The organism is Streptomyces sp. NPDC002868 (assembly GCF_055563295.1).
Map to the genome: position 1 here is coordinate 406,481 of NZ_JBVHDR010000006.1, position 26,041 is coordinate 432,521.

At 69.6% G+C, this 26,041-nt stretch carries 25 protein-coding genes; 13 read left to right on the forward strand and 12 right to left on the reverse strand.

Features of this window, described 5'->3' with window-relative positions; genetic code table 11:
• Position 1 precedes the first annotated feature (1 nt).
• From nadC to ACZ3H8_RS21190, 7 genes are all read left to right on the forward strand, one after another.
• Positions 2–1,015: a carboxylating nicotinate-nucleotide diphosphorylase gene (nadC, locus tag ACZ3H8_RS21160; protein WP_467403997.1), complete on the forward strand. Its 1,014-nt coding sequence runs from the start codon at positions 2–4 to the stop codon at positions 1,013–1,015.
• Positions 1,015–1,812, forward strand: a complete 798-nt coding sequence (locus ACZ3H8_RS21165; protein ID WP_215098503.1) for a type III pantothenate kinase — start codon at positions 1,015–1,017, stop codon at positions 1,810–1,812. Before nadC ends, ACZ3H8_RS21165 begins: the two co-directional genes overlap by 1 nt.
• 440 nt (positions 1,813–2,252) lie before the next feature.
• Complete coding sequence (locus ACZ3H8_RS21170) at positions 2,253–2,843, forward strand: hypothetical protein (protein WP_467404096.1); 591 nt, start codon at positions 2,253–2,255, stop codon at positions 2,841–2,843.
• A 14-nt stretch (positions 2,844–2,857) separates the two neighbouring features.
• Positions 2,858–3,031, forward strand: a complete 174-nt coding sequence (locus tag ACZ3H8_RS21175; RefSeq protein WP_467404001.1) for a hypothetical protein — start codon at positions 2,858–2,860, stop codon at positions 3,029–3,031.
• Between the two features lie 100 nt (positions 3,032–3,131).
• Positions 3,132–3,599: a BlaI/MecI/CopY family transcriptional regulator gene (locus ACZ3H8_RS21180; protein WP_467404003.1), complete on the forward strand. Its 468-nt coding sequence runs from the start codon at positions 3,132–3,134 to the stop codon at positions 3,597–3,599.
• Between the two features lie 9 nt (positions 3,600–3,608).
• Positions 3,609–4,130 (forward strand): amino-acid N-acetyltransferase, encoded by a 522-nt coding sequence (locus ACZ3H8_RS21185; RefSeq protein ID WP_467404006.1) that lies wholly within the window; start codon positions 3,609–3,611, stop codon positions 4,128–4,130.
• A gap of 143 nt (positions 4,131–4,273) precedes the next feature.
• Positions 4,274–4,609: a histone-like nucleoid-structuring protein Lsr2 gene (locus tag ACZ3H8_RS21190; RefSeq protein ID WP_307661879.1), complete on the forward strand. Its 336-nt coding sequence runs from the start codon at positions 4,274–4,276 to the stop codon at positions 4,607–4,609.
• Here ACZ3H8_RS21190 and ACZ3H8_RS21195 read toward each other — a convergent pair.
• Positions 4,588–5,166: an SCO3374 family protein gene (locus tag ACZ3H8_RS21195; protein WP_467404008.1), complete on the reverse strand. Its 579-nt coding sequence runs from the start codon at positions 5,164–5,166 to the stop codon at positions 4,588–4,590. The two genes, ACZ3H8_RS21190 and ACZ3H8_RS21195, sit on opposite strands and share 22 nt — an antisense overlap.
• A gap of 431 nt (positions 5,167–5,597) precedes the next feature.
• On the opposite strand from ACZ3H8_RS21195, the gene ACZ3H8_RS21200 reads away from it, so the two are divergent.
• Complete coding sequence (locus tag ACZ3H8_RS21200; protein WP_467404010.1) at positions 5,598–8,123, forward strand: ATP-dependent Clp protease ATP-binding subunit; 2,526 nt, start codon at positions 5,598–5,600, stop codon at positions 8,121–8,123.
• Between the two features lie 77 nt (positions 8,124–8,200).
• Here the strand turns inward: ACZ3H8_RS21200 and ACZ3H8_RS21205 are convergent, their stop codons facing one another.
• The 3 genes from ACZ3H8_RS21205 to dacB are packed head-to-tail and all read right to left on the reverse strand — an operon-like array spanning position 8,201 to position 13,143.
• Positions 8,201–11,140, reverse strand: coding sequence for an NACHT domain-containing protein (locus tag ACZ3H8_RS21205; RefSeq protein WP_467404012.1), 2,940 nt, complete (start codon positions 11,138–11,140; stop codon positions 8,201–8,203).
• A gap of 17 nt (positions 11,141–11,157) precedes the next feature.
• A complete protein-coding gene (locus tag ACZ3H8_RS21210) occupies positions 11,158–11,487 on the reverse strand; it encodes a trypco2 family protein (RefSeq protein ID WP_467404014.1) in 330 nt (109 codons plus the stop codon).
• Positions 11,488–11,529: 42 nt separating this feature from the next.
• Positions 11,530–13,143 carry a D-alanyl-D-alanine carboxypeptidase/D-alanyl-D-alanine endopeptidase gene (gene dacB, locus ACZ3H8_RS21215; protein ID WP_467404016.1) on the reverse strand — a complete coding sequence of 538 codons (1,614 nt, stop codon included), beginning with the start codon at positions 13,141–13,143 and terminating at the stop codon, positions 11,530–11,532.
• A gap of 536 nt (positions 13,144–13,679) precedes the next feature.
• Here dacB and ACZ3H8_RS21220 point away from each other — a divergent pair.
• Positions 13,680–14,423 carry a M23 family metallopeptidase gene (locus tag ACZ3H8_RS21220; protein ID WP_467404018.1) on the forward strand — a complete coding sequence of 248 codons (744 nt, stop codon included), beginning with the start codon at positions 13,680–13,682 and terminating at the stop codon, positions 14,421–14,423.
• Between the two features lie 53 nt (positions 14,424–14,476).
• Here the strand turns inward: ACZ3H8_RS21220 and ACZ3H8_RS21225 are convergent, their stop codons facing one another.
• Entirely contained in the window at positions 14,477–15,034 is a 558-nt protein-coding gene (locus ACZ3H8_RS21225) for a TetR/AcrR family transcriptional regulator (RefSeq protein WP_467404020.1), read from the reverse strand.
• Between the two features lie 105 nt (positions 15,035–15,139).
• Here ACZ3H8_RS21225 and ACZ3H8_RS21230 point away from each other — a divergent pair, with 105 nt between their 5' ends.
• The 3 genes from ACZ3H8_RS21230 (at position 15,140) to ACZ3H8_RS21240 (ending at position 17,848) form a co-directional block, all read left to right on the forward strand.
• On the forward strand, positions 15,140–16,786 hold the full coding sequence (locus tag ACZ3H8_RS21230; RefSeq protein WP_467404022.1) for an MDR family MFS transporter: 1,647 nt from the start codon (positions 15,140–15,142) through the stop codon (positions 16,784–16,786).
• A gap of 159 nt (positions 16,787–16,945) precedes the next feature.
• Positions 16,946–17,341 (forward strand): helix-turn-helix transcriptional regulator, encoded by a 396-nt coding sequence (locus tag ACZ3H8_RS21235; protein WP_467404099.1) that lies wholly within the window; start codon positions 16,946–16,948, stop codon positions 17,339–17,341.
• A gap of 60 nt (positions 17,342–17,401) precedes the next feature.
• The gene (locus ACZ3H8_RS21240; RefSeq protein ID WP_307661872.1) at positions 17,402–17,848 is read left to right on the forward strand and encodes a VOC family protein; all 447 of its coding nucleotides are present in this window, start codon (positions 17,402–17,404) and stop codon (positions 17,846–17,848) included.
• Between the two features lie 19 nt (positions 17,849–17,867).
• Here the strand turns inward: ACZ3H8_RS21240 and cseC are convergent, their stop codons facing one another.
• The 5 genes from cseC to ACZ3H8_RS21265 form a co-directional block, all read right to left on the reverse strand.
• Positions 17,868–19,190 carry a two-component system sensor histidine kinase CseC gene (gene cseC / locus ACZ3H8_RS21245; protein WP_467404023.1) on the reverse strand — a complete coding sequence of 441 codons (1,323 nt, stop codon included), beginning with the start codon at positions 19,188–19,190 and terminating at the stop codon, positions 17,868–17,870.
• A complete protein-coding gene (cseB, locus tag ACZ3H8_RS21250; RefSeq protein ID WP_467404026.1) occupies positions 19,187–19,894 on the reverse strand; it encodes a two-component system response regulator CseB in 708 nt (235 codons plus the stop codon). Before cseB ends, cseC begins: the two co-directional genes overlap by 4 nt.
• A gap of 11 nt (positions 19,895–19,905) precedes the next feature.
• Positions 19,906–20,577: a hypothetical protein gene (locus tag ACZ3H8_RS21255; protein WP_467404028.1), complete on the reverse strand. Its 672-nt coding sequence runs from the start codon at positions 20,575–20,577 to the stop codon at positions 19,906–19,908.
• Positions 20,565–21,137: a SigE family RNA polymerase sigma factor gene (locus ACZ3H8_RS21260; protein WP_398994009.1), complete on the reverse strand. Its 573-nt coding sequence runs from the start codon at positions 21,135–21,137 to the stop codon at positions 20,565–20,567. The genes ACZ3H8_RS21255 and ACZ3H8_RS21260 overlap by 13 nt, the downstream gene beginning before the upstream one ends.
• 182 nt (positions 21,138–21,319) lie before the next feature.
• Complete coding sequence (locus ACZ3H8_RS21265; RefSeq protein WP_398994011.1) at positions 21,320–22,228, reverse strand: A/G-specific adenine glycosylase; 909 nt, start codon at positions 22,226–22,228, stop codon at positions 21,320–21,322.
• A gap of 355 nt (positions 22,229–22,583) precedes the next feature.
• Here ACZ3H8_RS21265 and ACZ3H8_RS21270 point away from each other — a divergent pair, with 355 nt between their 5' ends.
• Positions 22,584–23,396 carry a hypothetical protein gene (locus ACZ3H8_RS21270; RefSeq protein ID WP_467404031.1) on the forward strand — a complete coding sequence of 271 codons (813 nt, stop codon included), beginning with the start codon at positions 22,584–22,586 and terminating at the stop codon, positions 23,394–23,396.
• A 19-nt stretch (positions 23,397–23,415) separates the two neighbouring features.
• Here ACZ3H8_RS21270 and disA read toward each other — a convergent pair whose 3' ends face one another.
• Positions 23,416–24,540 (reverse strand): DNA integrity scanning diadenylate cyclase DisA, encoded by a 1,125-nt coding sequence (disA, locus tag ACZ3H8_RS21275; RefSeq protein ID WP_467404034.1) that lies wholly within the window; start codon positions 24,538–24,540, stop codon positions 23,416–23,418.
• A gap of 44 nt (positions 24,541–24,584) precedes the next feature.
• Positions 24,585–26,027, reverse strand: a complete 1,443-nt coding sequence (gene radA, locus ACZ3H8_RS21280) for a DNA repair protein RadA (RefSeq protein WP_467404037.1) — start codon at positions 26,025–26,027, stop codon at positions 24,585–24,587.
• Between the last annotated feature and the right edge of the window lie 14 nt (positions 26,028–26,041).

A 26,041-nucleotide genomic window follows, 5' to 3' on the forward strand; every position in this document is an offset into this window, starting at 1 on the left:
CGTGAGCACGCCCGAAGAACGTCCGCGTCCCGTGGACGTACCGCTGATCCAGATCGGCGCCCCCGCGACCGAGGCGGGCGGCTGCGGAGACGCCTGCGGCTGCGGAGACGACGAAGCGTACGAGTGCGGTCTCGACCCCGCCCTGGCCCGGCTGCTCGCCGACGCGGGCCTCGACCCGGTCCAGGTCGAGGACATCGCGCACCTCGCGCTCGGGGAGGACCTCGACGGCAGCGTGGATGTGACGACGGTGGCGACCGTCCCCGAGGACGCCGTCGCCACCGGCGACTTCACCGCCCGCGAGGCGGGCACGGTCGCGGGCCTGCGGGTCGCCGAGGCCGTCCTGTCGATCGTCTGCACCGAGTCGTTCGAGGTGGAGCGGCACGTCGAGGACGGCGACCGCGTCGAGGCGGGACAGAAGCTGCTGTCCGTCACCACCAACACCCGCGACCTGCTCACCGGCGAGCGCAGCGCGCTGAACCTCCTGTGCCGCCTGTCCGGCATCGCGACCGCGACCCGCGCCTGGGCCGACGTGCTCGAAGGCACCAAGGCCAGGGTCCGCGACACCCGCAAGACGACGCCCGGCCTGCGCGCCCTGGAGAAGTACGCGGTGCGCTGCGGCGGCGGCGTCAACCACCGTATGTCGCTGTCCGACGCCGCCCTGGTCAAGGACAACCACGTGGTGGCGGCGGGCGGCGTCGCCGAGGCGTTCAAGGCCGTACGGGAAGCCTTCCCCGACCTCGCCATCGAGGTCGAGGTGGACACCCTCCACCAGGTACGCGAAGTCCTCGACGCGGGCGCCGACCTGATCCTGCTGGACAACTTCACCCCGGCCGAGACCGAGGAAGCCGTCGCGATCGTCGCGAGCCGCGCCGCCCTGGAATCCTCCGGCCGCCTCACCCTCGAGAACGCCCGGGCCTACGCCGAGACGGGCGTCGACTACCTCGCGGTGGGCGCGCTCACGCACTCCTCACCGATCCTCGACATCGGCCTCGACCTGCGCGAGGCAGGCGTCTGATGCTGCTCACGATCGATGTCGGCAACACCCACACCGTCCTCGGCCTGTTCGACGGTGAGGAGATCGTCGAGCACTGGCGCATCTCCACCGATGCCCGCCGCACCGCCGACGAACTGGCCGTCCTGCTCCAGGGCTTGATGGGCATGCACCCGCTGCTCGGCGACGAGCTGGGCGACGGCATCGAGGGCATCGCCATCTGCTCCACCGTCCCCTCCGTCCTGCACGAGCTGCGCGAGGTGACCCGCCGCTACTACGGCGACGTGCCGGCGGTCCTCGTCGAGCCCGGCATCAAGACCGGCGTACCGATCCTGATGGACAACCCCAAGGAGGTCGGCGCGGACCGCATCATCAACGCGGTCGCCGCCGTCGACCTGTACGGCGGCCCGGCGATCGTCGTCGACTTCGGCACGGCGACGACCTTCGACGCGGTCAGCGCGCGCGGCGAGTACGCGGGCGGTGTGATCGCCCCGGGCATCGAGATCTCCGTCGAGGCGCTCGGCGTGAAGGGCGCCCAGCTCCGCAAGATCGAGCTGGCCCGCCCGCGCAGCGTGATCGGCAAGAACACCGTCGAGGCGATGCAGTCCGGCATTGTGTACGGCTTCGCGGGCCAGGTCGACGGCGTTGTACGGCGCATGAAGGTCGAGCTCGCGGACGACCCGGACGAGGTCACCGTGATCGCGACCGGCGGTCTGGCCCCGATGGTGCTGGGTGAGGCGTCGGCGATAGACGAGCACGAGCCGTGGCTGACCCTGATCGGCCTGCGCCTGGTCTACGAGCGGAACGTCTCCCGTATGTGACGTTTCCAGGGGGACGAGGAGCCCGGGCGCCGGGCCCGCACCCGTTGCTGCCTCCCGGTGGGGAGGGGCCGTGCAGGGTCGTCCCCGCAGGGGATCGGCGGCCGGACGCGGTGATCAATACGGACCCCTTGATGCCGCCGACCCCGAGGAGTCGAGCCCGGAGGGGCACCGGAACCCGCATCCCGCGGCACCGGGCACCCCGCACCCCGCGGCACCGGGCACCCAGCATCCCGCGGCACCGGGCACCCCCGCGACCCGCACCGCGGACCCCCGCACCGGGCACCCCCGCACCGGGCACCCCCGCGACCCGCGCCGCGGACCCCCGCACCCCGCGGCCCGGCCGCGCATCCGCCGCGCCCGGGCTTGCTCAATTAACCCGATTTTGTCCAAGTCGCACGTATCGTCGGCCCATGCCCACGCCATACGGATCCCGCGGCGGCATGGCCTTCAGCGCAGACGAGCTGCGTGTGCTCCGACGCGCCCTCGCCATCGCCCTCCATCCCGTCCCTCTCGCCGACGACGACGTCCAGGACGCTCTGCGTCTGGCCGATTCCGTGGACGAGGCGGTACGCGAGGCCGGCCGACTGCGTACGTTCCTCCTCGCCGACCTTGTCCGCTACCGCGAAGCGCTCCCCGGCTCCGCCGCGGGCTATCTGGAGCTCCTCCAGGACGCCCTGGCCACCGGCTACCACCCACGCCCCGAAGACCTGGCCGCGCTGCGCACGCTGCGCTCCAACCCCGTCGGAGCCGCCGTGCTGCACCGTTGCCAGACGCTCGCCGAGCAGTCCGTACGCGCCCGGCTGGCCGGCCCCGCCGTGCGGGCCGTGGCCACCGCCCCGGCCCCCCGCACCCGGCTCCTCGCACTCGTCGGCGGCCGCGCTGCCGAGGACCCCAAGCCGCAGCAGAAACCCCAGCAGAAACCCCAGCCCAAGCCGCCCGCGCCGAGCGAGAAGCCGGTGCCGAAGCCGTCCGAGGTCTTTCCGCCCCGCCGCCGGCCCGTGCCCCCGCCCGAACAGCTCGCGGCCGGATAGCTACTCTGGGAGCCATGGACTACGTATCCGCGCTCCTGCCCCCCGTGGTGATGGCCGTCTTCTTCACCGCTCTGGTCGTGACGATCGTCAAGAGCCAGGGCGGCCCGAACAAGGCCAAGGAGGACGCGATCGTGGACGCCGCCGTGGCTCGCGCGCAGTCCGCCAAGCAGGCCGGCCGCGACGACTGACCCCGTCGCACACCGAGGACGTACGGCCGATTTTTAGCCGTACGTCCTTTTTGTTACGTCAATAACCAGCCATTCCGACGTCTCCCACTATGGTGGTTATGTGCCCCGCCAATTGGGAGAGCTGGAAGACGCCGTCATGACACGCGTCTGGCAATGGAACCGGCCGGTCACCGTCCGGGAAGTCCTCGAAGACCTTCAGCAGGAACGGTCCATCGCCTACACCACCGTCATGACCGTAATGGACAATCTCCATCAGAAGGGCTGGGTCCGCCGAGAAGTCGACGGCCGCGCCTATCGATATACGGCGGTCTCCACCCGGGCCGCGTACTCGGCCGCACTGATGAACGAAGCCTGGTCCAAGAGTGACAACCCGGCGGCCGCACTTGTCGCCTTCTTCGGCATGATGTCGCCCGAGCAGCGTGAAGCGCTCCTTGCGGCGGTCCGACTCGTTCAGGGGGATGTTCAGAGCGAGGTTCCTGGCGGGGTTCCTGGTGGGGTTCCTGGCGGGGTTCAGGGTGAGGTTCCTGGCGACGAGGCCGCCGACGGCGGGACGTCCCCGGAGCGATAGCGTCGGGGCATGCCTTATGCCGCAGCAAATGCCATCACCGTCAGGCGGGCCAGGACCAGCGATGTGCCGTCGGTCCGCCGACTCGTCGACCCGTACGTGAGTGAAGGCATCCTGCTCGACAAAGCGACGGTCACTCTTTACGAAGCCATCCAGGAGTTCTGGGTCGCGGAACGCGACGAGGATGCCAGGGTGGTCGGCTGCGGCGCACTGCATGTGATGTGGGAAGACCTCGCCGAAGTGCGTACTCTCGCCGTCGATCCCGCCTTCAAGGGCACCGGCGTCGGACATCACGTACTGGACAAGCTGGTGCGGACGGCCCGCTGGCTGGGAGTGCGCAAGGTTTTCTGTCTCACCTTCGAAGTGGACTTCTTCAGCAAGCACGGCTTCGTGGAGATCGGTGAGACACCGGTCGACGGAGATGTCTACAGCGAGCTGCTGCGTTCCTATGACGAGGGCGTCGCGGAGTTCCTCGGGCTCGAACGAGTGAAGCCGAACACCTTGGGCAACAGCCGGATGCTTCTGCACCTGTGATCACTGCTTGAGGTGGATCCCTATGTCCGAATCGCGCACGTTTCCCGTGTTCTCGAGGTTCTGAACCTCTGCCAAGGGTTTGTGTTTTCCAGGGAAAAGCGGTTTCCTTTCCGCGTACTGCATTTTCGATGAAAGGAAATCCGGTGGCACAGAAGGTTCAGGTCCTTCTTGTCGATGACCTCGACGGTGGCGAGGCGGACGAGACGGTGACGTTCGCTCTGGATGGCAAGACCTACGAGATCGACCTCACCACCGCCAATGCGGACAAGCTCCGTGGTCTGCTCGAGCCGTACGCCAAGAGCGGCCGGCGTACCGGCGGCCGTGCCGCGTCCGGCCGTGGCAAGGGCCGTGCGGCTGCCGGCGGCAACAAGGACACCGCCGAAATCCGTGCCTGGGCCAAGGCAAACGGCTTCGAGGTCAACGACCGCGGCCGAGTCCCGGCAACGGTCCGCGAGGCTTACGAGAAGGCCAACGGCTGAGTATTCGCACGCGGCGTATTCGTACGCAGCAATCGGGCCCGGTGGCACTCAGTCGCCACCGTGTCCACAAGTCGTACGAGATCGGGGCTGATTCCCTCACCGGCTGCGGCACTGCGCCCGAAAGGGACCAGGGCCGGCAGCGTCGGCTCCACCTCGCGCCCCGGCACGGGGGGTCGCAGCCATACGGCGGCCCCCCGGGAGCCAGGGCGTCCCGGCGGCGGCGGGGCGGTCATCAGGCCGCCCGTGCCGATGGCGGTCAGATCGAGAGCGATCCCGCCCCACTCCAGCCACTCGAGCAGCCCAGGCAGCTCGTCGGCGCTGCCCGCGGCCACCAGGAGCCGCATTCTGTGCCCCATGAGGGCCACGGGCCCGGCGGTCTTCGTCCGGCGCAGCACAGCGGCGCCCGCGTCGGCGGGCAGCTCCAGCACATCGAAGCGCAACCCGGTCAGCAGCCGCACCGGCGACCCGTCGGCGGCGGCCCAGCCGAGCTCGTTCTCGTACCACCGTGCTACGCCGCCGTCTGACGGCGTGCGGGGGAGCGGGACGGTGAAGGGCATACCCGGGGAACTCCCGACCAGCGCCGGGGGTTACGCAGAGTGGAGTCGCGATTGCGTACGGTGCCCGACTTGGGGGCGTGTGGGCGCATTCGGGGGCGCAAGGTTGTTCGCCCGTAGCTGAGGGAACCGGTGCGAGCCGCATGGACTGTCAGTGGTTACGGGTAAGACATTCCTAGTGGGAAGGGGCGACACGCCTGCTTGGCCGTCTCACGTTCGCCATCGGCGTAGTGATGGTGAGGGTAACTGCCTGGCCTGCGGGAACATCGTCTCGCACCATCGGGTTGGAGCAGGTGTCGGCGTTCAGCGGTCAGGAGGCCATGGACGGGTGTCGGCAGTTGGAATGAGCGGTCCCCGCTTGCGGGACTAAGCTGCGGAAGGACAGGGAGGGGATCGTCCCCAATCTTTCTGACCGCTCTGAGGAGCGATTAACGATGTTCGAGAGGTTCACCGACCGCGCGCGGCGGGTTGTCGTCCTGGCTCAGGAAGAAGCCCGGATGCTCAACCACAACTACATCGGCACCGAGCACATCCTCCTGGGCCTTATCCACGAGGGTGAGGGTGTCGCCGCTAAGGCCCTGGAGAGCCTCGGGATTTCGCTCGAGGCGGTCCGCCAGCAGGTGGAGGAGATCATCGGCCAGGGGCAGCAGGCCCCGTCCGGGCACATCCCCTTCACCCCTCGTGCCAAGAAGGTCCTGGAGCTCTCGCTCCGGGAGGCCCTCCAGCTCGGCCACAACTACATCGGCACCGAGCACATCCTGCTCGGCCTGATCCGCGAGGGCGAGGGCGTCGCAGCCCAGGTCCTCGTGAAGCTGGGCGCCGATCTCAACCGGGTGCGGCAGCAGGTCATCCAGCTGCTCTCCGGCTACCAGGGCAAGGAAGCCGCCACGGCAGGCGGCCCGGCCGAGGGCACGCCCTCGACCTCGCTCGTCCTGGACCAGTTCGGCCGGAATCTCACCCAGGCCGCTCGTGAGTCCAAGCTCGACCCGGTCATCGGGCGCGAGAAGGAGATCGAGCGGGTCATGCAGGTGCTGTCCCGGCGTACGAAGAACAACCCGGTTCTCATCGGCGAGCCCGGCGTCGGCAAGACGGCGGTCGTCGAGGGCCTGGCGCAGGCCATCGTCAAGGGCGAGGTGCCCGAGACCCTCAAGGACAAGCATCTCTACACCCTGGACCTCGGCGCGCTGGTCGCCGGCTCCCGCTACCGCGGTGACTTCGAGGAGCGCCTGAAGAAGGTTCTCAAGGAGATCCGCACCCGCGGCGACATCATCCTGTTCATCGACGAGCTCCACACCCTGGTGGGTGCGGGCGCCGCCGAGGGCGCGATCGACGCGGCCTCGATCCTCAAGCCGATGCTGGCGCGGGGCGAGCTGCAGACCATCGGCGCCACGACGCTGGACGAGTACCGCAAGCACCTGGAGAAGGACGCCGCGCTGGAGCGCCGCTTCCAGCCCATCCAGGTCGCGGAGCCGTCGCTGCCGCACACCATCGAGATCCTCAAGGGCCTGCGGGACCGTTACGAGGCCCACCACCGCGTCTCCATCACGGACGAGGCGCTGGTCCAGGCCGCGACGCTGGCTGACAGGTACATCTCGGACCGCTTCCTCCCGGACAAGGCGATCGACCTGATCGACGAGGCCGGATCGCGGATGCGCATCCGCCGGATGACCGCGCCGCCGGACCTCCGCGAGTTCGACGAGAAGATCGCGGGCGTCCGCCGCGACAAGGAGTCGGCCATCGACTCCCAGGACTTCGAGAAGGCGGCCTCTCTCCGCGACAAGGAGAAGCAGTTGCTTGCCGCGAAGGCCAAGCGGGAGAAGGAATGGAAGGCCGGCGACATGGACGTCGTCGCCGAGGTCGACGGCGAGCTGATCGCCGAGGTCCTCGCCACGGCGACCGGCATTCCGGTCTTCAAGCTGACCGAGGAGGAGTCCTCGCGCCTGCTCCGTATGGAGGACGAGCTCCACAAGCGCGTCATCGGGCAGAAGGACGCCATCAAGGCGCTCTCGCAGGCCATTCGCCGTACGCGAGCGGGTCTGAAGGACCCGAAGCGCCCCGGCGGCTCGTTCATCTTCGCCGGTCCGTCCGGCGTCGGTAAGACCGAGCTCTCCAAGACCCTCGCCGAATTCCTCTTCGGCGACGAGGACGCGCTGATCTCCCTCGACATGTCGGAGTTCAGCGAGAAGCACACGGTTTCCCGGCTCTTCGGTTCCCCGCCCGGATACGTGGGTTACGAAGAGGGCGGCCAGCTCACCGAGAAGGTGCGCCGGAAGCCGTTCTCCGTCGTCCTCTTCGACGAGGTCGAGAAGGCCCACCCCGATATCTTCAATTCCCTTCTGCAGATCCTGGAGGACGGTCGGCTGACCGACTCCCAGGGCCGCGTCGTGGACTTCAAGAACACGGTCATCATCATGACGACCAACCTCGGGACCCGGGACATCTCGAAGGGCTTCAACCTGGGCTTCGCGGCGCAGGGCGACGTCAAGTCGAACTACGACCGGATGAAGGCCAAGGTCAACGAAGAGCTGAAGCAGCACTTCCGGCCCGAGTTCCTCAACCGTGTCGACGACACGGTGGTCTTCCACCAGCTCACCGAGGAAGACATCATCCAGATCGTCGACCTCATGATCGCCAAGGTGGACGAGCGCCTGAAGGACCGTGACATGGGCCTGGAGCTCAGCCCCACGGCCAAGTCGCTCCTCGCCAAGAAGGGCTACGACCCCGTTCTGGGCGCCCGGCCGCTGCGCCGGACGATCCAGCGCGAGATCGAGGACATCCTGTCGGAGAAGATCCTCTTCGGCGAGCTGCGCCCCGGTCACATCGTGGTCGTGGACACCGAGGGCGAGGGTGAGGAGAAGAAGTTCACCTTCCGCGGCGAGGAGAAGTCGGCGCTGCCGGACGTCCCGCCGATCGAGCAGGCGGCCGGCGGAGCCGGGCCGAACCTGTCGAAGGACGCGTAAGCGTTCTGAGTGTCTGAAGGGGCTGCCCCGGACCCGTACGGAAACGTACGGTCCGGGGCAGCCCCTTTTCGCCGTCGTCAGCGGTAGCCGATGATCTGTCGCTTGGGAAGCCCGGAGACGTTGAGCTTCAACCCCGCCACGGCCCGCAGCGGCGTCAGATTCAGCACTTCCTCCTCCATCGAGGGGTACGAGATGAAGACGGAGCGCAGCCGGGATATCCGGGCCATGGCCCCCACATCGACGGCGGAAACCCGCACGGCATCCAGGTCGACCACCTCCAGCGCGTCGAGCTCCGGGAGGAAGGCGAGGCTCTGCACGCCGGGGCAGCGCCTGATGGCCACCTGCTTGAGCTGCGAACCGCAGCAGCGCAGGAAGGCCAGGTCGGTGAGGAGCTTGTTGTCCGCGATACCGATGGTCTCGATGCTGTGGCCGTCGAGGTGGGCCTCGAGTTCGGCGGCGCTGATGTCACCCGTGATGTCGAGGTGCCGAGCGTGTGACAACACGGGGAGCTGTGCCAGCTGTTCGCGGTTGGTGATGAGCAGGGGCACGTCCGTCAGGTCGACGCGAGCCAGGACTTCGCGGGCGTACTCCTCGGCCGGATAGTTGGCCCAATTACGCGCCAGTGCCAAGGAGAAGTCGCCGGAGCCGTCGGCCTTTTCCGCGAAGCGCCGGGCGTAGGGGATGGCGTCGGCTCCGCCGATCTCGTTGATCAGATCGACCACCGGCCCTTCGTGCGTCCTGGGCCGGGGGGCGGGGCTCGGCAGAAGCGGCAGCACATACGGACCCAGCCGGGCCAGCAGGTGCAGCTCCAAGCCGTTGCGGGGCTCGACGACAGACCTGATCCCCGCCCGTACGCGCTCAAGGGTGTCCGAGTCCAGCCACGCCGCGTGTTGCGCACACAGCGCGGCCAGTACGTACAGCTCGGTGCGCAGCCTGCCTTCCCGCATCCCCCGCGAGGAACCGGCGGTCATCAACCCATTGACCAGCACGGTCAGTTCCCGGCGGGAACAATGGCCCGCGGCCAGCAGCAGGACATCCTGCCACTGCTGCTCATGGGCGTGCTTCAGCGCCTCCTGGATGTGGTCGCCTTCGACGAACTCCTTGGCCGCCAAGAAGTCCTGGAAGGTGCGGTGGGCGAACTGGAAGTCGTCGTCGCCGCGTTCCTGGAGGAGACCGCTGCGGTTGAGCAGATGATTAAGTACATCCTCGGGGGTGCCCTGCTCCCGTACCCGTGGCATCCCCGGCAGGGCGCGGTTCAGTTGGTGCAGGGCCTGTACCCGGGTGAATTCGGCCTGGCCGCCTCGCACCAGCCATACCGCGATCCGCTGGAGCAGCTGCAGATGCTCCTCCACATTCATCGAGATGCCTTCGGGCGCGTCGATCTTGCGGCGCTTGTCGCGGTTGCCGAGGAGCATCTGGAGCGCGGACTGGTAGAGCGCCCACCGGGTCTCCGGCAGGAAGCCCTGGCGCAGCCGGTGCAGGGCGCAGATGACCGCGCAGAGCAGCGGCGTACGGGCGAGATCGCTGAGTGCGCGGTTCTGCTCGAACTGCTGGGCCAGGTCCCGTTCCAGGTCGTCCAGGTTCTCGCCGTCGTCGCCGTCCAGACGGGCTGCCCTGTGCCATGCGGCGACGAAGGCATGGATGTCCGAGCCGGTCATCGGCAGCAGGCTGAGCTCCTCGAAGCCCTCCGACTTGAGCCAGTCCGGCTCGACCGCGAGCGGCCGTACGGTCACCACACACCGGGTGCCGGGGAATCGGGCGAGCAGCCCGGACAGCCACTCGTGGGCCTCTTCCCGGTCGTTCTTCGGCATCTCGTCCAGGCCGTCCAGCAGCAGCAGGGCGCGACCGGCCTTGAGCACCCGTCCCGCCCAGCCTTCGGGCGGATCGTCGGCCATCAGCTGGGCCACCGAGTGGAGCTGGGAAGGGGCGGGGAAGGTGCCGCCGCGGGCGCGCAGTGTACGCAGGGGAACGACGAACGGCACCAGGCCGTTCAGCTGATCGAGCCGTGGACCGAGCGTCCCCGCCGAGGCGTGCGCGGCAAGCCACCACATGAGTGTCGTCTTGCCGGCGCCCGCCTCGCCGCGCAGCAGGACGCGCGGGCGGTCGGCCAGCAGCTCGTCGATCCTCTTCGGCACGGAGGCCACGGCACCGCCCGCTTCGGGGGCTTCGGGGCCCACGGGGACTTGGGGCAGGGCGCCGGGTCTGTCATGACCCTCGCCCTTCCGGGGCTGGGCCTCCAAGCTCACATAGGCCGTGTCGAGGTCCCACTCGGAGTCCCGTTTGCGCAGCTCGTCGAGGCCGAAGATCCTCGTTCTGCGGTAGGCGGCGCCCACCGCCTCCGCATACTCCCGCTCAAAGCGGAGGTCGTTGATCGCCGGGCTGCTGAGCTCGGTCAGGCGCGGCGGCGGGAAACCGGTCGACTCACCGTACGCGTCAAGGAATCCTTGGCTCATCGCGAGCGTCTGCAGGGGAAGGCACTCGACGCGTTGGTGGCCACGGCCGCGAGGGACCTCCTGGACAATGCCGAGAAGCCCGTCGTCGGCGAAGACCGGCGCACCGGAGAGCCCCGCGAGCGGCGATGTACCGTCAGCGGGCTCGCTCGCGGGAGGCCGGTCGAACTCGAACACCATCGTTCGCCGGATCAGCCCGGCCATGGGGAGGATCGTCCCGGTGTACTGATCGAGGTCCAGCTTGCGGCCACCGTCGTACCGCTGGATGCGGGGGAAGCCGATGATCTCGCAGTGCGGCAGTGGCCGGTCGGTGGCCACGGTGCTCATGCGGGGCAGCTGCGGGTGTGCTTCCGGCTTTCGCGTGATGTGCAGCAGCGCTGCATCGAGGCCCTCGTCGGACCAGACCAGCCGGCAGGCCAGTTCGCCGGCGCGGCCGGGGATGGCCACCCGGGCCGTGTCGGCGGCGCCGATGACATGCGCGCACGTGAGCACTGTGCTGCGGCCGATCAGTACGCCGCTGCCCTGGTGTTCGGACAGGACCGCGACGACACTCCGTGACGGCGTCATGGATGACGAGCGGGCCATCAGTCAGCGCGCCCGGTGCCGAAGTCGTCGGTGCTGCCGCGGTGTTCGTTGCCGACTTTCCAGGACTCGCCCGTGGCCGCGTTCCGCGGCTTGAGGGTGAAGGCGATCTTGTGGGTGTGGCCGGTGGTACGGGCGGCGTCCGCGCCCGCCTCCACCACCCAGGCCTTCACCTTCGCGCCGCCCTTGACCTCCTTGCGGAGTTCGATCGTGAACTCCATCTGGATGTCCCCGACTTCGAAGGCGACCGGCTGGCCGGTGGCCCGGGTTGCCGCGTCGAGTAACTGGTCCCGTACCGACTGGATGGCGTCGGCGAGCTCGATGTCCGTCATGACCCGGACCGTACCTTCCGTACGGTCCGGGCCACCGGCGTTTCAGCAGAACTTCGGCTTCTGCCAGGAGCATTCGAGATCCGCCGCCGGATCCGAGCTGCGCGGAGCCCGCGGCGGTACGGCCGCGATCGTGCCTCCGGCCGTGTCGGACCTGGCCAGTGTGACCACGATCGCGTCCTCGATGCTCTTCACCGACGAGGCCAGGTAGTTGTTGAGCACGACGCTGTAGACGAGCTCGCGGCCGCCGGCGTCCGTGACGTACCCGGAGAGAGCCGAAGCGCCCGTCAATGAGCCGGTCTTGCCTCGGGCGTTGAGGGCCGCCGGGGTCGCGCACATCCGGGAGCGCAGGGTGCCGCCGATGGCGCGGTCCGGGTTGCAGGCCACCGGGAGGGACGCTGACCAGTCGGGGTACCAGGGGGCGTCCCGTACCGAGAGGAGCAGCGTGGCGAGCTGCTCGGCCGGGAAGAGGTTCATCCGGGTCAGGCCCGAGCCGTCGAGCTGGCGGATGGTGGAGGTCTGCACGCCCTCCTGCTTGAGGTAGCCGGTGATCGCCGACAGGCCCGCGTCCCAGGTGCCGCGGCCGGCCGTCTCGTAGCCGATCGTCTTGGTGAGCGCCTCGGCGTGCATGTTGTTGGACAGCTTCATGAACGGGAACATCAACTCCCGCAGTGGCATGGAGCTGTGCGAGGCGAGGAGCTTCGCGTCGGGCGGGGTGGGACGGCCGAGGCGGGGGCTGCCGGCGATGCGTACGCCATGGGCGGCGAGCGCGTCGGAGAAGACCGCGGCGGCGTAGCCGGTGGGCTCCCAGACGCTCACCCACTCCCTGGTGGCGCTCGCGCCGACCGGGATGTTCCCGCTGACGGTGATCGTGTTGGTGCCGTGCTGCCGCTCGACGGCGAGGGTGTCGGGCTGTCCGGCGGGGACGGTGGTGCCGCGGATGTCGATGCGTACGTAGTCGGTGGGCGGGGTGAGCTTCACGCGCGGCTTGTCGCCCGGCGCGGCGCCGGGGAGCGCCTCGACGACGACCGTGCCGGAGTCGTAGTCGGTGTCGGGCGCGACGGTGAGCGGGGAGATCTGCGCGGAGTAGTACGAGGACTCGTCGTCCCCGGCCCAGGAGCGGCCGAGGCGCTGGGTGTCGAAGCGGGTGTCGTCCGCGACGAGGCGGCCGGTGACGCGGGTGACGCCGGCGGCGGCCAGGTCGGCGGCGAGCCGGTCGTAGTCCTTGGCGAGCGTGGTCGGGTCGCCGCTGCCGCGCAGATAGAGGTCGCCGCGGAGGGTGGAGCCGTGGCGGCGGCCGGTGGACAGGACGTCGGTGCGGTAGCGGTAGTCGGGGCCCAGCAGCGCCATCGCGGCGGCGGAGGTGGCCAGCTTGGTGTTGGAGGCGGGCATGAGGCGGTCGGCGCCGTCCCGCTGATAGAGCCGCTCCCCGGTGGCGGCGTCGGCGATCACCACACTCGCGGCTCCGCCGTCCATGCGGGCGTTGGCGAGGATCTTGTCGATGGCGCCCTTGAGGCCGGTGTCGGAGGGGCCGGCCCCGGCGGGCGCGCTCCAGGTGAGCGTGCAGGCGAGTCCGATGACCACGGGCAGGATCCAGCCGCGGGGGCGCCGGTTCGAGCGAATCACGGGTCTACTCGTGGCACACACGGGTCTACTCATGGCATGGGAGCATCCCGGACGGGGGTCCGCGCGGGAAGAACGCGTGGGCCGTCCGGAGGGGGGCCGGACGAGTTCCGAAGGGGTCTCGGAGGGGTATCGGAGGGGTCTCTGAAGGGGCTCGCGGAGGGGCGGTTCTCGGTTGAACCCGTGACAAGGCACACAGGGGTTTCGGAGCCTACTAGCCGGAGTAGTGGGCTGGATCGGCTCTGATGCGGGACCTCGGGCCTGGGTCGGCCGGGACCTTGGGCCATCCGGTGTCCGATGGCAGGTGATCCGGGGTGGATGTCCTATTCGCACGGTTCGTGTGCGGTCCGCACGTGGAGCTAAACCTGTCCGCGTAGGGAGATTTTGACCGATTTGCGAAGTGGTCCCGAAGGGGGATCGAGGGGCGTCAAGGGTTGAATTCCGGGTGAGGCTACTACGACCCTATGTCGTAGATGGGTGGTTTTGGGCCTTGTGGGGGCTTGGGTTACCAAGGGATGGCCAAGCCCGGCGCAGAGGTGCCGGGTCCCTTTATGCCCCGGAGGTTCACTCCAATGTCGCAGCGCGCCACGTCCCACCTTCCCCGCCCGTCCGCTCTCCGTACCCGCGCCGCCGTGCTGGCCGCCGGCCTGGGAGCGTCGATGGTGCTCGGGGCCGGGGCTGCGTTCGCCGCTGGGACCAGTGCGCCGGTGGCTGCCGGGTCCGCCACTGCGGTGGACGCCTCGAGCGCCGTCGCCGCGCAGGCCCTGGCGCAGTCCAAGGCCGCCGCCGCGAAGGCCGCCGCTGCAGCGAAGACGGCAGCCGCCGTGAAGGCCGCAGCCGCGAAGTCGCAGGCTGCCAAGTCCAAGGCCGCCAAGCCCAAGGCCGCGAAGAACGCCGTGACCTGGGTCAAGCCCGTCACCGGCTACAAGCTGACCGCGAGCTTCAACCAGGGCGGCAACATGTGGTCGCACAAGCACTCCGGCCAGGACTTCGCCGTCCCCGTCGGCACCCCGGTCAAGGCCGCCTACAACGGTGTCGTCGTGAAGGCCGGCCCGAACGGCGGCGGCGACGGCCCCGCGTACGGCAACGCCATCGTGGTCAAGCACACCAATGGCAAGTACTCGCAGTACGCCCACCTGTCGAAGGTCAACGTCACCGTCGGCAACAGCGTAAAGGCGGGTCAGACCATCGCCCGGTCCGGCAACACCGGCAACTCGTCCGGTCCGCACCTGCACTTCGAGATCCGTACGACCCCGAACTACGGTTCCGCGCTCAACCCGATGGCCTACCTGCGCTCGGCCGGCGTCACCATCTGACGCTCGGGCGTCTGACACCGCGGAGCTGTGGCGGGTGTGCCTGCCGGTGACCGTCAGCCCGTGTGGTGAGCCCGGCTCACCAGATCGATGGCAACCTCGAGGACGGCCTGGCGCTTGTCCTCAGGGTCGGCCTCGATGTCCTTCAGTACGAACATTCCGGCGTGCATCGTGAAGAGCGCGCTGATGCAGCGGACCTGGTCGGCCAGGGGCGCCTCCGGCTCCCTGATGAGCTCGAGCATCACCATCATGCGGTCCTTGAAGGTCTCGCCGATGCTCAGATCGCGCATCGTGGCCTGGTTCTCCTGCATGAAGCGGAAGAGCGGGGCCGCGCCGACGAGCGCCTCGCTGTAGCGACGCAGGATCTCCTGCTTGGTCTCCAGCGTGTGCGGCTGGGTCTGCCCCCACTCGATCAGCTCGTCCATCGGCCTCGTCAGGTCCTGGAAGAGGCTGATCAGGATGTCTTCCTTGGTCTTGAAGTGGTAGTACAGCGCCGCCTTCGTGACATCGAGGGCCTCCGCGATCTCGCGCAGTGACGTCTTCTCGTAGCCCTGCTCGGCGAAGAGCTCCAGGGCCACGTCCTGAATGCGCTGGCGGGTGTTGCCTCTGGCCATGGGGCTCTCCTGAAAACTTACTTGACGCCCGGCTAGTTGCGCGTCTACCTTCCCCAGTGTAGTCAACTAGCCGGGCGGCAAGTAAGTGCCAGGGGAGCGGGAACGATGGTTGGTATAGCGAAAGACGAGGAACAGCCGAGCGCTGACGCGCAGCCGCGCGCAGGGGCCCGGCCCGGGGCGGAGGGGCCGCCCGGCGCCGAGGGGCGGCCGAGCACCGAGCCTCAGCCCCGCAGCGTGCGGGTGGTGATACTCGCGCTCATGATCGCCATGTTGCTGGCGATGCTCGACAACATGATCGTCGGCACCGCGATGCCGACCATCGTCGGCGAGCTGGGCGGCCTCGAGCATCTGTCCTGGGTGGTCACCGCGTACACCCTGGCCACCGCCGCCTCCACCCCGATCTGGGGCAAGCTCGGCGACATGTACGGCCGCAAGGGCGTCTTCCTCACCTCCATCGTGATCTTCCTGATCGGCTCGGTCCTGAGCGGCATGGCCCAGGACATGGGGCAGCTGATCGGCTTCCGCGCCATCCAGGGCCTGGGCGCGGGCGGGCTGATGGTCGGCGTCATGGCGATCATCGGGGACCTCGTGCCGCCGCGGGAGCGCGGTAAGTACCAGGGCATGATGGCCGCCGTCATGGCCGTCGCCATGATCGGCGGACCGCTGGTCGGCGGGACCATCACCGACCACCTCGGCTGGCGCTGGAGCTTCTACATCAACCTGCCGCTGGGCGCCGTCGCGCTCGCCATGGTCACCGCGGTGCTCCATCTGCCGAAGAAGGTGCGGACCAAGGCGCGCATCGACTACCTGGGCGCCGGGCTGCTGACACTGGGCATCACCTCGATCGTGCTGGTGACGACCTGGGGCGGTACGGAGTACGCCTGGGACTCCGCCGTGATCATGGAGCTCATCGCGATCGGCGTGGCCGCGCTCACCGGCTTCCTGTTCGCCGAGACCAGGGCGGCCGAGCCGATCATGCCGCTGCACATCTTCCGCAGCCGCAACTTCACGCTGATGTCGGTGATCGGCTTCATGGCCGGGTTCATGATGTTCGGCGCGGTGCTGTTCCTGCCGCTGTTCCAGCAGTCCGTCCAGGGCGCTTCGGCGACCAACTCCGGTCTGCTCCTGCTCCCGATGCTGATGTCGATGCTCGTCGTCTCGATGGTCGCGGGCCGGATCACCACCAGCACCGGCAAGTACCGGCTCTTCCCGATCATCGGCGGCGGGCTGATGGTGACGGGGCTGTTCCTGCTCGCGCAGATGGACACCGAGACCTCGCGGCTGACCTCCGGCATCTACATGGCGGTGCTCGGCGCCGGTATGGGCTTCCTGATGCAGATCACCATGCTGGTCGCGCAGAACAGCGTCGAGCAGAAGGACATGGGCGTCGCGTCTTCCGCGACCACCCTCTTCCGTACGCTCGGTGCCTCCTTCGGCGTCGCGATCATGGGCGCGCTGTTCACCGGCCGGGTGCAGGACGAGATGGCGGCGCGCGGCGGGTCCGCAGCCACCCAGCAGTCCGCGCAGCTGGACGCCGCGAGCCTGGCGAAGCTGCCGGACCCGGTCCGTGAGGCGTACGAGTTCGCTGTGGCCTCCGGGACGCACGTGGCCTTCCTGGTGGGTGCGGCGGTCGCGGTGATCGGCTTCGCGGCGGCCTTCTTCGTCAAGGAAGTGCCGCTGCGCGGGGCGGGACCGGCGCCGGCCGAGGCCGCGGCCGCCCCGACCGTGGACAAGGTGGCCGAACAGGTCTGACCTCGACAAACCCCTGGCCGACGGCCCCGGTGTGCACGCCTGTGTGCACGCCCGGGGCCGTTGTCAGTGGTGCGTGTCAGCATCGGGTGTGTGGAAAGCACCACCGCGGCGCCGGCGCGCCTCGCCCATCTGCGGCAGCTGCGCCTCGCCAAGGACGCCATGGACCGTGACTGGGCCGAGCCGCTCGACCTGGACGCGGTGGCCGCCCATGCCGGGTATTCGCGCTACCACTTCGTACGCGCCTTCAAGGCGGTGTACGGGCAGACGCCCGGCCAGTATCTGTCGCGCAGGCGGATAGACCGGGCCGAGGAGCTGCTGCGCTCGGCGGATCTGTCGGTCACCGAGATCTGCACGCTGGTCGGCTTCAGCAGCCTGGGCACGTTCTCGACCCGGTTCAAGAAGCAGACCGGGCTGACCCCGAGCGAGTACCGCGCCAGCCATGTGGGGCGGGGAGCCGCGCTGATACCGGGGTGCTACGCCCTGCTGTGGGCGGGCGGCTTCCCCGGCAAGGAGAAGCCTCTTTCCAAGCAGCGCAATTCTGAAGAAGCCGACTGACCGGGCCGCTGCCTACGGTGGCAAGGCAAGCCGGAACCACGCCTCACCGAGGAGCACCTCATGATCAAGGGTCTTGCCATTTCCACCGTCTGGGTCCTGGACCAGGACCGGGCGAAGGAGTTCTACACCGAGAGGCTCGGCCTGGAGGTCCGCACCGACATGACGATGGGCGAGGGCGGCATGCGCTGGCTGACGGTCGGCGCCAAGGACCAGCCCGATGTGGAGCTGACGCTCATGGTGCCCGGCGCGCCCGCGATGGACCCGGAATCCGCCGAGGCGATCAAGAAGCTCATCGCCAAGGGGGTCATGGGCGCCGGGGTGCTGACCACCGACGACGTCCACGGGGACTACGAGAAGCTCAAGGCACGCGGCGTGGAGTTCGTGCAGCCGCCGCAGGACCGTCCGTATGGCACGGAGGCGATCCTGCGCGACGACTCGGGCAACTGGTACTCGTTCACCCAGCGGCGCGAGGGCGGGCTCGATCTGGACAAGGACTGGTCCTGCTAGTCCGGGAGCAGGGCGCGCCCTAGTCCGGCAGCGGCATCATCGGGAAGCTGCCGGTGTTCGTCGGCGCGTGCTCGGGGAGCCAGAGCACCGCGATCGCACCGCCCGACTCGCCCAGCGGCGTCGCGATCCCCTCCGGCGCGGCATTGCGGAACGTCAGCCGCGCGCCGAGGACCCGCGCCTGGCCGGCCGCGATCGTCAGGCCCAGGCCATGGCCCGTCCCCGCGCGGTCGCTGGCGCCCGTGCGGAAGCGGCTCGGGCCTTCCCGCAGCAGCGCCTCGGGGAAGCCGGGGCCGTGGTCGCGGACCCGCACCACGCGGCCCTCGACCGTGACCTCGACCGGCGGCTTGCCGTACTTGGCGGCGTTGGTCAGCAGATTGAGCAGGATGCGCTCCAGCCGCCGCGGATCGGTGCTGACCCACGACTCGTGCACGACGCGGACGACCACATCGGGGTTCAGCACGGTGATCCGGCGGCTGACGAACTCACCGAGCGAGATCTCCTGGAGCTCGGCCCGCTCCGACGCGCTGTCGAGCCTGGCCACCTCCAGGACGTCCTCGACCAGCGTCCGCATGGCCTGCGCCCGGTCTCGTACGAGCTCGGTGGGGCGGCCGGGCGGCAGCAGCTCGGCGGCCGTGAGCAGCCCGGTGACCGGGGTGCGCAGCTCGTGCGCGATGTCGGCGGTGACCCGGCGCTCTGCCTCGATGCGCTCGTTCAGGGCGTCGGTCAGCGCGTCCACGGCGCGGGCCAGATCGTCGGTCTCGTCGCGTACGACACCGCCGATCGCGTCCCTGACCCGTACCTCCGTATTGCCCTGCGCGACGTTGCCGGCGGCCGCGGCGGCCTTGCGCAGCCGACGGGAGAGCTGCCCGCCGATCAGCACGCCGAGCGCGCAGCCGCCGAAGACCACGGAGACCGAGCCGATGATCAGCGCCCGGTCGAGGTCCTTCATGACGGTGGCGCTGCGGCCGGCGAACTGGGTGTGCAGGGAGAGCACGTCGCCGTTGGACAGCGGTACGGCGGCCCAGATGTCGGGCGTGCCGCCGTTGCCCTCGTCCACGTAGGTGCCGCGCCGCTTCTCGCGCATCAGCTTCTGGAGTGACCTGGGCAGGGCGGAGTCATTGATCTTGGTGTTGAAGCGCGGGTCCTTGTTCTTGGACGTCTCGTACCAGCGCTGCGCGAGCAGCACCCGGTCCATCTGCACATCGCGGGCGTTGTCCAGCATCGAGACGCGGGCGGCGTTGTGCACGACAAGGCTCAGCGCCATGGCGATCAGCGCGCCGACGCCCGCGATCGCGATGCTGATCTTCCAGCGGACTCCTGTGCGCAGTACGAGCCGCTTCATGCCTTGAGCTTGTAGCCGAAGCCGCGGACCGTTTCGATCCGGTCCTGTCCGATCTTGGTGCGCAGCCGCTGGACATGGACGTCCACGACCCGGGTGTCGCCGCCCCAGCCGTAGTCCCAGACCCGCTCAAGAAGCTTGTCGCGGGAGAGCACGGTCCCGGGCGTGGACGAGAACTCCAGCAGCAGCCGCATCTCGGTCGGCGTCAGCGCCACCGGCGCACCCCCCTTGCGCACCTCCATGCCCTCCGTGTCGATCTCCAGATCGCCGAAGGCCAGCAGCGGTCCCTGCGGATCCTGACCCGCCTGGGCCGCACCGCCGCCCGCCGCGCCGACCGCGTGGCCGAAGCGGCGCAGCACCGCGCGGATGCGGGCGACCAGCACCGCGCCGTCGAACGGCTTGGTGACGTAGTCGTCGGCGCCGGCCTCCAGGCCGAGCACCACGTCGATCGAGTCGGCGCGCGCCGACAGCATGATCACGGGCACGGTCGACTCGTCCCGGATACGGCGGCACAGGCTCACGCCGTCCAGACCCGGCACCATCACATCGAGCAGCGCGATGTCCGGCTGGTTGGCGCGGAAGGCATCCAGGCCCTGCAGCCCGTCGGGCATCGCGGTGACCACGAAGCCGTCCCGCTCCAGTGCGAGCTGGGTCGCCTCACGGATGACGTCGTCGTCCTCGACGAACAGGACATGGGTCTCTGCCATCCCCGCTGCTCTCAGTTCTCGTTCGGTACGGGCGGCTCGGTGGCGACAACCTCGCCCTCTCCGACCGTTCTGCTGAATTCGTTGCGTACCCAGTACTGCTGGACGAACTTCCCGCCCGACCAGTGGTACGTGGTCACTTCCTCGCCGGACGGCTCGGCGACCGGATCACCCTTGGCGTACACCTGCTTGGTCACCACCAAGTCGCCCCGGTCGATCGCGGAGTACACCGCGGGCTCCTCGGCGGCGAACACATTCTCGTACTTGTCGCCGGTCTCGCGGTACACATACGTGCCCATGCCCACCGCGTCGCCGCACGTCAGCACATTGACGACGACATCGGGCGAGGAGCCGCCGGTGAGGTTCCCGTAGGAGGTGTCCACCGGGTAGGAGTCCCGGGCGCACGGCCTGAGGTCGGCCTTGACCCGCTCGCTGACCTTCGGATCGCTCATGATCAGCTTCACCGCGCTGACGGCCTCGGTCTTCTGCGCGCCGCCGGTGGGGGACGCGTTGGACGAGGGGGTGGCCTTGGCGACCGCGTCGGTGTGCGCCGCGCCTTCGTCCTGAACCCCGGTGCCGCCCGTGGAGCACGCGACGGCGAACACGCCTACGGCGGCGAGCCCGGCCATCGCCGCGCCGCTCGCCGCCAGGCTCCTGTTGCCGCCTCTGCCAGTCAGGCCGCGCACCGCTCCTGCCCCCGTCCGTCGCACTCACCGTTACGCCGCACCTCGCCGCGCTCCAGGGCGCGGACGTCCAGGTCCCGGCTCTCCAGCTCCTGACGGAGCCGGGCCAGCGCCCGGTGCAGCGTGCTCTTCACCGTACCCGCCGACATACCCAGCGCGGCAGCGGTCTCCTCCGTGCTCATCTGCTCCCAGTGTCGCAGCACCACGACGCTGCGCTGCTTGGGTGCGAGCACCTTCAGGATGTCCATCAACAGGGCGCGGTCCGCGCGCTGCTCACTGCCGTCATCGACGCTCGCGTCGGGCAGCTGCTCGGTCGGAACCTCTTCCAGCTTGCGGGCGCGCCACCACTCCGTACGCGTATTTATCATCACGCGGCGGAGGTACGCGTCGGCCAGCGACTTGTCCGCGATGCCGTCCCAGCGACCGTAGGTGCGGACCAGAGCGGTCTGCAGCAGGTCCTGCGCGTCGATCGGGTCAGGGACGAGACGCCGGGCGCTGCGCAGCAGCGCCTCCTGCCGGTTGCGTACGTACTCTTCGAATTCGAGCACCTCGCCGTGCGCCATTCCAACCGCCTCCGTCCCCGTGAGCCCCGCGACAAGCACTGCCGTTCCCTTGTGTCAGCAAGAAGCTACGGAGGTGTTGTCACGGGCCTGTGCGGAGCAGCCGTCGGAGGGCGCACGGCCATCCATCGGTTGTGTAACAGCAGATGTTTCAGGTGCGGTTCGAGTGGGAAACGGCCGAGCGCTCAACTGTGAGGGAGTCGGTAGAAGCCGTTCTCCAGAGGTTCCACGAGCCCGTCGGCGACCAGTCCGTCCAGCGCCCGGGCCCGCTGGACCGGCTCGTGCCAGACCGCGTCCAGCGCCGACTGCGGCACCGGCGCCACCGTCTCGCGCAGCACGGCGAGGAGCCTGCCGCGCACCTGCCGGTCCGTTCCCGCGTACGTCTGGCCGCGGCGCGCGGGACCTTCGTACGCGGGCTTCCCGGCCAGCCGCCACGCACACCGCGCGGCGATCGGGCAGCGCGCGCAGTCCTCGTTCTTCGCCGTGCACACCAGCGCGCCCAGCTCCATGGAGGCCGCCGCCCAGCGCGCCGCGGTCGCCTCGTCGTCGGGCAGCAGCGCACGGGCCAGCTTGCGCTCGACGGCGGTCGTCGCGGTCGGCGGGTACTGGATGCCGGTCGCGGCGCGGGCCAGGACCCGGCGGACATTGGTGTCGAGGACGGCATGGCGCTGTCCGTACGCGAAGGAGGCCACCGCGGCCGCCGTGTACTCCCCGATGCCGGGCAGCGAGAGCAACTGCGCGTGGTCGCTGGGCACATCGCCGCCGTGCCGCTCCGTTATTGCCTGCGCGGCCCCGTGCAGGCGCAGCGCACGCCGCGGATAGCCGAGCCGGCCCCAGGCGCGGACCGCCTCGCCGGGCGCGTCGGCCGCCAGATCGGCCGGGCGCGGCCAGCGCGCCAGCCACTGCTGATACACGGGGAGCACCCGGTTGACGGGTGTCTGCTGCAGCATGAACTCGCTGACCATCACACCCCAGGCGCCGGCCTCGGGGCGGCGCCAGGGCAGATCGCGGGCGTGCTCGTCGAACCAGGCGATGACCGGCGTGTGGAGGGACGCCGCGTCGGCCGGGGCAGGGTCTGTGGTGATGTCAGTCATGGCACTCTGATCCTGGCACGACAAGGGGAGCGGACGCTGCATACGCTCCGGATACGCTCCGGGCGCCGCCGAAGCTTCAGTCCGGCCCGCCCGGTGAACCAGAACTCCACGCACGCGAATTCCCGCCGCGGGCCCGCCCGCCACCAGGTCACGACGAACACGGCTGATGCCGCAGCCCATGGTCACGGACCGTACCCGCCAGGCCCGTACGGTCACCCGGAGCGATCGGCAAGGGGTGGCCTTGACGAAAGTCGGGGTACGTGCGGCGCCGACCGTGATGATGATCGCCAGAACTCGCGAAGTCGGGCGGCGGATGGGACGAGAGTTGGCCGTGATCTCTCGTAGAGTTTGGGCCGTGGGATCTCTGCGCAATCCGATCGGGCCGCTACCCTCCTCCATCTACTGGCGACGGAGGGCAGTCGCGGCGTCTTTGATCGCGCTGCTCGCGCTGCTGACCGTATGGGCCGTCAGTTCCGGTGGCGGCAACGGCAACGGCGACCGGGACGACGGCAGCGCCAACGGCTCCGGTCCCGCGCCCTCCATCACTCCGGGGCCCTCCCAGTCCGGACCCGCGATCAGTGAACAGCCGGGCGGGCGCGACGAGTCGGGCGACTCCGGCGAGAGCGACGGCGGCGCCGACAGCGGCGGTACGGACGCGGGCGGCGACGGCGGCACGGGCGGTGACGGCGGCAAGAACGGCGACAACGGGGCGGGTGGCGCGGCCAGTGGCGGCGCGGGCGGCCAGCAGGTCCCGGCCGGTTCGACCCTCCCCGACTGCTCCCCGGGCGCACTGAAACTGACCTTGCGCACCGTCAAAGTCTCGTACGAGCCGGGGGAGAAGCCCACGTTCCAGCTGGTCGCGTCCAACTCGTCGGCGACGACCTGCAAGGCGGACTTCGGTCCCAAGGTGGCGGTGCTGACGGTCACCGACGACGAGGACGACGACGTGTGGTCCTCGAAGGACTGCCCGCGCACGGCCGGCGGTCTGCTGCTGCGGGTTCAAGCGGGGGCGACGATCACGCACACGGTGGAGTGGGACCGCAGGCGGAGCGCGCCGCAGTGCGCGACGCCGCCCGCGGGGGCGGTCGCCGCCGGTACGTATCTGGTGGAGGCGAAGTTCCCGGGGGTGACGGTGCTGCCGGCGTCGTTCCGCCTGGAGAAGGAGTAACCGGCCGGGGCCGTCAGGCTTACACGTACCGCTCGAGAATCGACGACTCCGCGAGCCGCGAGAGGCCCTCCCGCACACTGCGGGCCCGCGCCTCGCCCACGCCGTCGACCGTCTGCAGATCGTCGACGCTTGCCGCGAGCAGCTTCTGCAGGCCGCCGAAGTGCTCGACGAGCCGCTCGATGATCGCCCCCGGCAGCCGCGGCACCTTCGCCAGCAGCCGGTAACCGCGCGGCGACACCGCTGAGTCGAGCGTCTCGGGCGAACCGCTGTAGCCCAACGCTCTTGCCACTATGGGCAGTTCGAGCAGCTCGGTGTGGGTGAGGTCGTTCAGCTCGGTGAGTGCCTCGTCGACCGTACGGGACCGCTTCGCCGTCGGCTGCGGCACATAGTCGCGTACGACCAGCTCGCGCTCCGGCTCCACGCCCGCAATCAACTCGTCCAGCTGCAGGGAGAGGAGACGGCCGTCGGTGCCCAACTCCACCACGTACTCAGCGATCTCCGTGGCGATCCGGCGCACCATCTCCAGGCGCTGCGCCACCGCCGTGACGTCCCGGACCGTCACCAGGTCCTCGATCTCCAGCGCGGAGAGCGTGCCCGCGACCTCGTCGAGGCGGAGCTTGTAGCGCTCCAGTGTCGCGAGCGCCTGGTTGGCGCGGGACAGGATCGCGGCCGACTCCTCGAGGACCCGGCGCTCCCCGTCCACGTACAGCGCGATAAGCCGCATCGACTGCGACACGGAGACGACCGGGAAGCCGCACTGCCGGGAGACCCGGTCCGCCGTGCGGTGGCGGGTGCCCGTCTCCTCGGTGGGGATGGACGCGTCCGGGACCAGCTGCACACCGGCCCGGTGGATCTTGGTGATGTCCTTGTCGAGGATGAGCGCGCCGTCGAGCTTGCACAGCTCACGCAGCCGGGTCGCGGTGAACTCCACGTCCAGCACGAAACCGCCGGTGCACATCGACTCGACGGTCTTGTCCATGCCGAGGACGATCAAGCCTCCGGTGTTGCCGCGGAGGATCCGCTCCAGGCCGTCGCGCAAGGCCTGACCGGGCGCGACCGCGCTCAGGGCGGCGCGGATCAGCGCTTCGTTGCCGGAGCCTCCGCCGGACTTTCCGGGTGCTGCTGCCCGGTCGTTGGCTGCCACTGCACTCCTTCGGCTCGTACGGATGGGCGAGACCAGGGCAAAGTCTACCGGCGCGTGTCGTCGTCCTGTGGGGCGTCCGTCCGTCCTTTGCGCGGAGCAGTCACCGAGCCCCCCTGACGCCCCCGCGGGAGCACCCTCAGCGCGTCTCCCATATCGGCCACTTCTGTGACCTTCATGCCGGCCGGGACCTTGCCGGGGTCGGACGGGACGAGGGCGTGCGTGAAGCCGAGCCGGTGTGCCTCTGCGAGCCTGCGCTGGACGCCGGTGACCCGTCTGACCTCGCCCGCGAGGCCGACTTCGCCGATCGCGACCAGGTTCTTGGGCAGCGGGGTGTCGCTGGCGGCCGAAGCCAGGGCGAGCGCGATCGCCAGGTCGGCCGCGGGCTCGGAGAGCTTCACGCCACCGACGGTCGCGCTGTAAATGTCGCGTTTGCCCAGTGCGGTGATCCGGCCGCGCTGCTCGAGGACGGCCAGCATCATCGAGACCCGGGAGGTCTCCAGCCCTGATGTGGTGCGCCGGGGCGAGGGGATCTGCGAGTCGACGGTCAGCGCCTGCACCTCGGCGACGAGCGGACGGCGGCCTTCGAGGGTGACCGTCAGACAGGTGCCGGGGACGGGGGCGTCCCGGCGCGTGAGGAACAGGCCGGATGGGTCCGCGAGGCCGGTGATGCCCTCGTCGTGCAGCTCGAAGCAGCCGACCTCGTCCGTCGCGCCGTAGCGGTTCTTGATGCCTCGTACGAGACGCAGACGCGCGTGCCGGTCGCCCTCGAAGGAGAGCACGACGTCCACCAGGTGCTCAAGCAGCCGCGGTCCGGCGATCGCGCCGTCCTTGGTGACATGGCCGACAAGGAGCGTGGACATGCCGCGCTCCTTGGAGGCGCGGATCAGCGCGCCGGCGACCTCGCGGACCTGGGCCATGCCACCGGGCGCACCGTCGATCTCGGGGGATGCGACGGTCTGTACGGAGTCGAGGACCAGCAGCGACGGCTTGACCGCGTCCAAGTGACCGAGGACTGCGGAGAGATCGGTCTCGGCGGCGAGATAGAGGTGGTCGTGCAGCGCGTTGATCCGGTCGGCGCGCAGGCGCACCTGGCTCGCGGACTCCTCGCCCGTGACATACAGCGTGCGGTGGTCGTCGCTCGCGGCCTTCGCGGCGACGTCGAGCAGCAGCGTGGACTTGCCGACGCCCGGCTCGCCCGCGAGCAGCACGACAGCCCCCGGCACCAAGCCGCCGCCGAGGACACGGTCCAGCTCGTCCACGCCGGTGGGGCGGGCGGTCGCCTGCCGGCCGTCGACCTGGCCGATGGGGAGGGCCGCGGTGGAGACGCGGCCGGCGGCGGTCGTGCGGACAGCCGGTGCGCCGTACTCCTCGACCGTCCCCCAGGCCTGGCACTCGGGGCAGCGGCCGAGCCACTTGGCGGTCGTCCAGCCGCAGTCGGTGCAGCGGTAAGACGGCCGGTCCTTCGCGGATTTCGTACGGGCAGCCATGCGCAAACCGTAGC

Excerpts from the sequence above, each read along its gene's own strand:
- ACZ3H8_RS21165 (WP_215098503.1), top strand. The coding sequence starts at position 1,015 with ATGCTGCTCACGATCGATGTCGGCAACACCCACACCGTCCTCGGCCTG.
- ACZ3H8_RS21170 (WP_467404096.1), top strand. The coding sequence starts at position 2,253 with ATGGCCTTCAGCGCAGACGAGCTGCGTGTGCTCCGACGCGCCCTCGCC.
- ACZ3H8_RS21175 (WP_467404001.1), top strand. The coding sequence starts at position 2,858 with ATGGACTACGTATCCGCGCTCCTGCCCCCCGTGGTGATGGCCGTCTTC.
- ACZ3H8_RS21185 (WP_467404006.1), top strand. The coding sequence starts at position 3,609 with ATGCCTTATGCCGCAGCAAATGCCATCACCGTCAGGCGGGCCAGGACC.
- ACZ3H8_RS21195 (WP_467404008.1), bottom strand. The coding sequence starts at position 5,166 with ATGCCCTTCACCGTCCCGCTCCCCCGCACGCCGTCAGACGGCGGCGTA.
- ACZ3H8_RS21200 (WP_467404010.1), top strand. The coding sequence starts at position 5,598 with ATGTTCGAGAGGTTCACCGACCGCGCGCGGCGGGTTGTCGTCCTGGCT.
- ACZ3H8_RS21205 (WP_467404012.1), bottom strand. The coding sequence starts at position 11,140 with ATGACGCCGTCACGGAGTGTCGTCGCGGTCCTGTCCGAACACCAGGGC.
- ACZ3H8_RS21210 (WP_467404014.1), bottom strand. The coding sequence starts at position 11,487 with ATGACGGACATCGAGCTCGCCGACGCCATCCAGTCGGTACGGGACCAG.
- dacB (WP_467404016.1), bottom strand. The coding sequence starts at position 13,143 with ATGAGTAGACCCGTGTGTGCCACGAGTAGACCCGTGATTCGCTCGAAC.
- ACZ3H8_RS21220 (WP_467404018.1), top strand. The coding sequence starts at position 13,680 with ATGTCGCAGCGCGCCACGTCCCACCTTCCCCGCCCGTCCGCTCTCCGT.
- ACZ3H8_RS21225 (WP_467404020.1), bottom strand. The coding sequence starts at position 15,034 with ATGGCCAGAGGCAACACCCGCCAGCGCATTCAGGACGTGGCCCTGGAG.
- ACZ3H8_RS21230 (WP_467404022.1), top strand. The coding sequence starts at position 15,140 with ATGGTTGGTATAGCGAAAGACGAGGAACAGCCGAGCGCTGACGCGCAG.
- ACZ3H8_RS21235 (WP_467404099.1), top strand. The coding sequence starts at position 16,946 with ATGGACCGTGACTGGGCCGAGCCGCTCGACCTGGACGCGGTGGCCGCC.
- ACZ3H8_RS21240 (WP_307661872.1), top strand. The coding sequence starts at position 17,402 with ATGATCAAGGGTCTTGCCATTTCCACCGTCTGGGTCCTGGACCAGGAC.
- cseC (WP_467404023.1), bottom strand. The coding sequence starts at position 19,190 with ATGAAGCGGCTCGTACTGCGCACAGGAGTCCGCTGGAAGATCAGCATC.
- cseB (WP_467404026.1), bottom strand. The coding sequence starts at position 19,894 with ATGGCAGAGACCCATGTCCTGTTCGTCGAGGACGACGACGTCATCCGT.
- ACZ3H8_RS21260 (WP_398994009.1), bottom strand. The coding sequence starts at position 21,137 with ATGGCGCACGGCGAGGTGCTCGAATTCGAAGAGTACGTACGCAACCGG.
- ACZ3H8_RS21265 (WP_398994011.1), bottom strand. The coding sequence starts at position 22,228 with ATGACTGACATCACCACAGACCCTGCCCCGGCCGACGCGGCGTCCCTC.
- radA (WP_467404037.1), bottom strand. The coding sequence starts at position 26,027 with ATGGCTGCCCGTACGAAATCCGCGAAGGACCGGCCGTCTTACCGCTGC.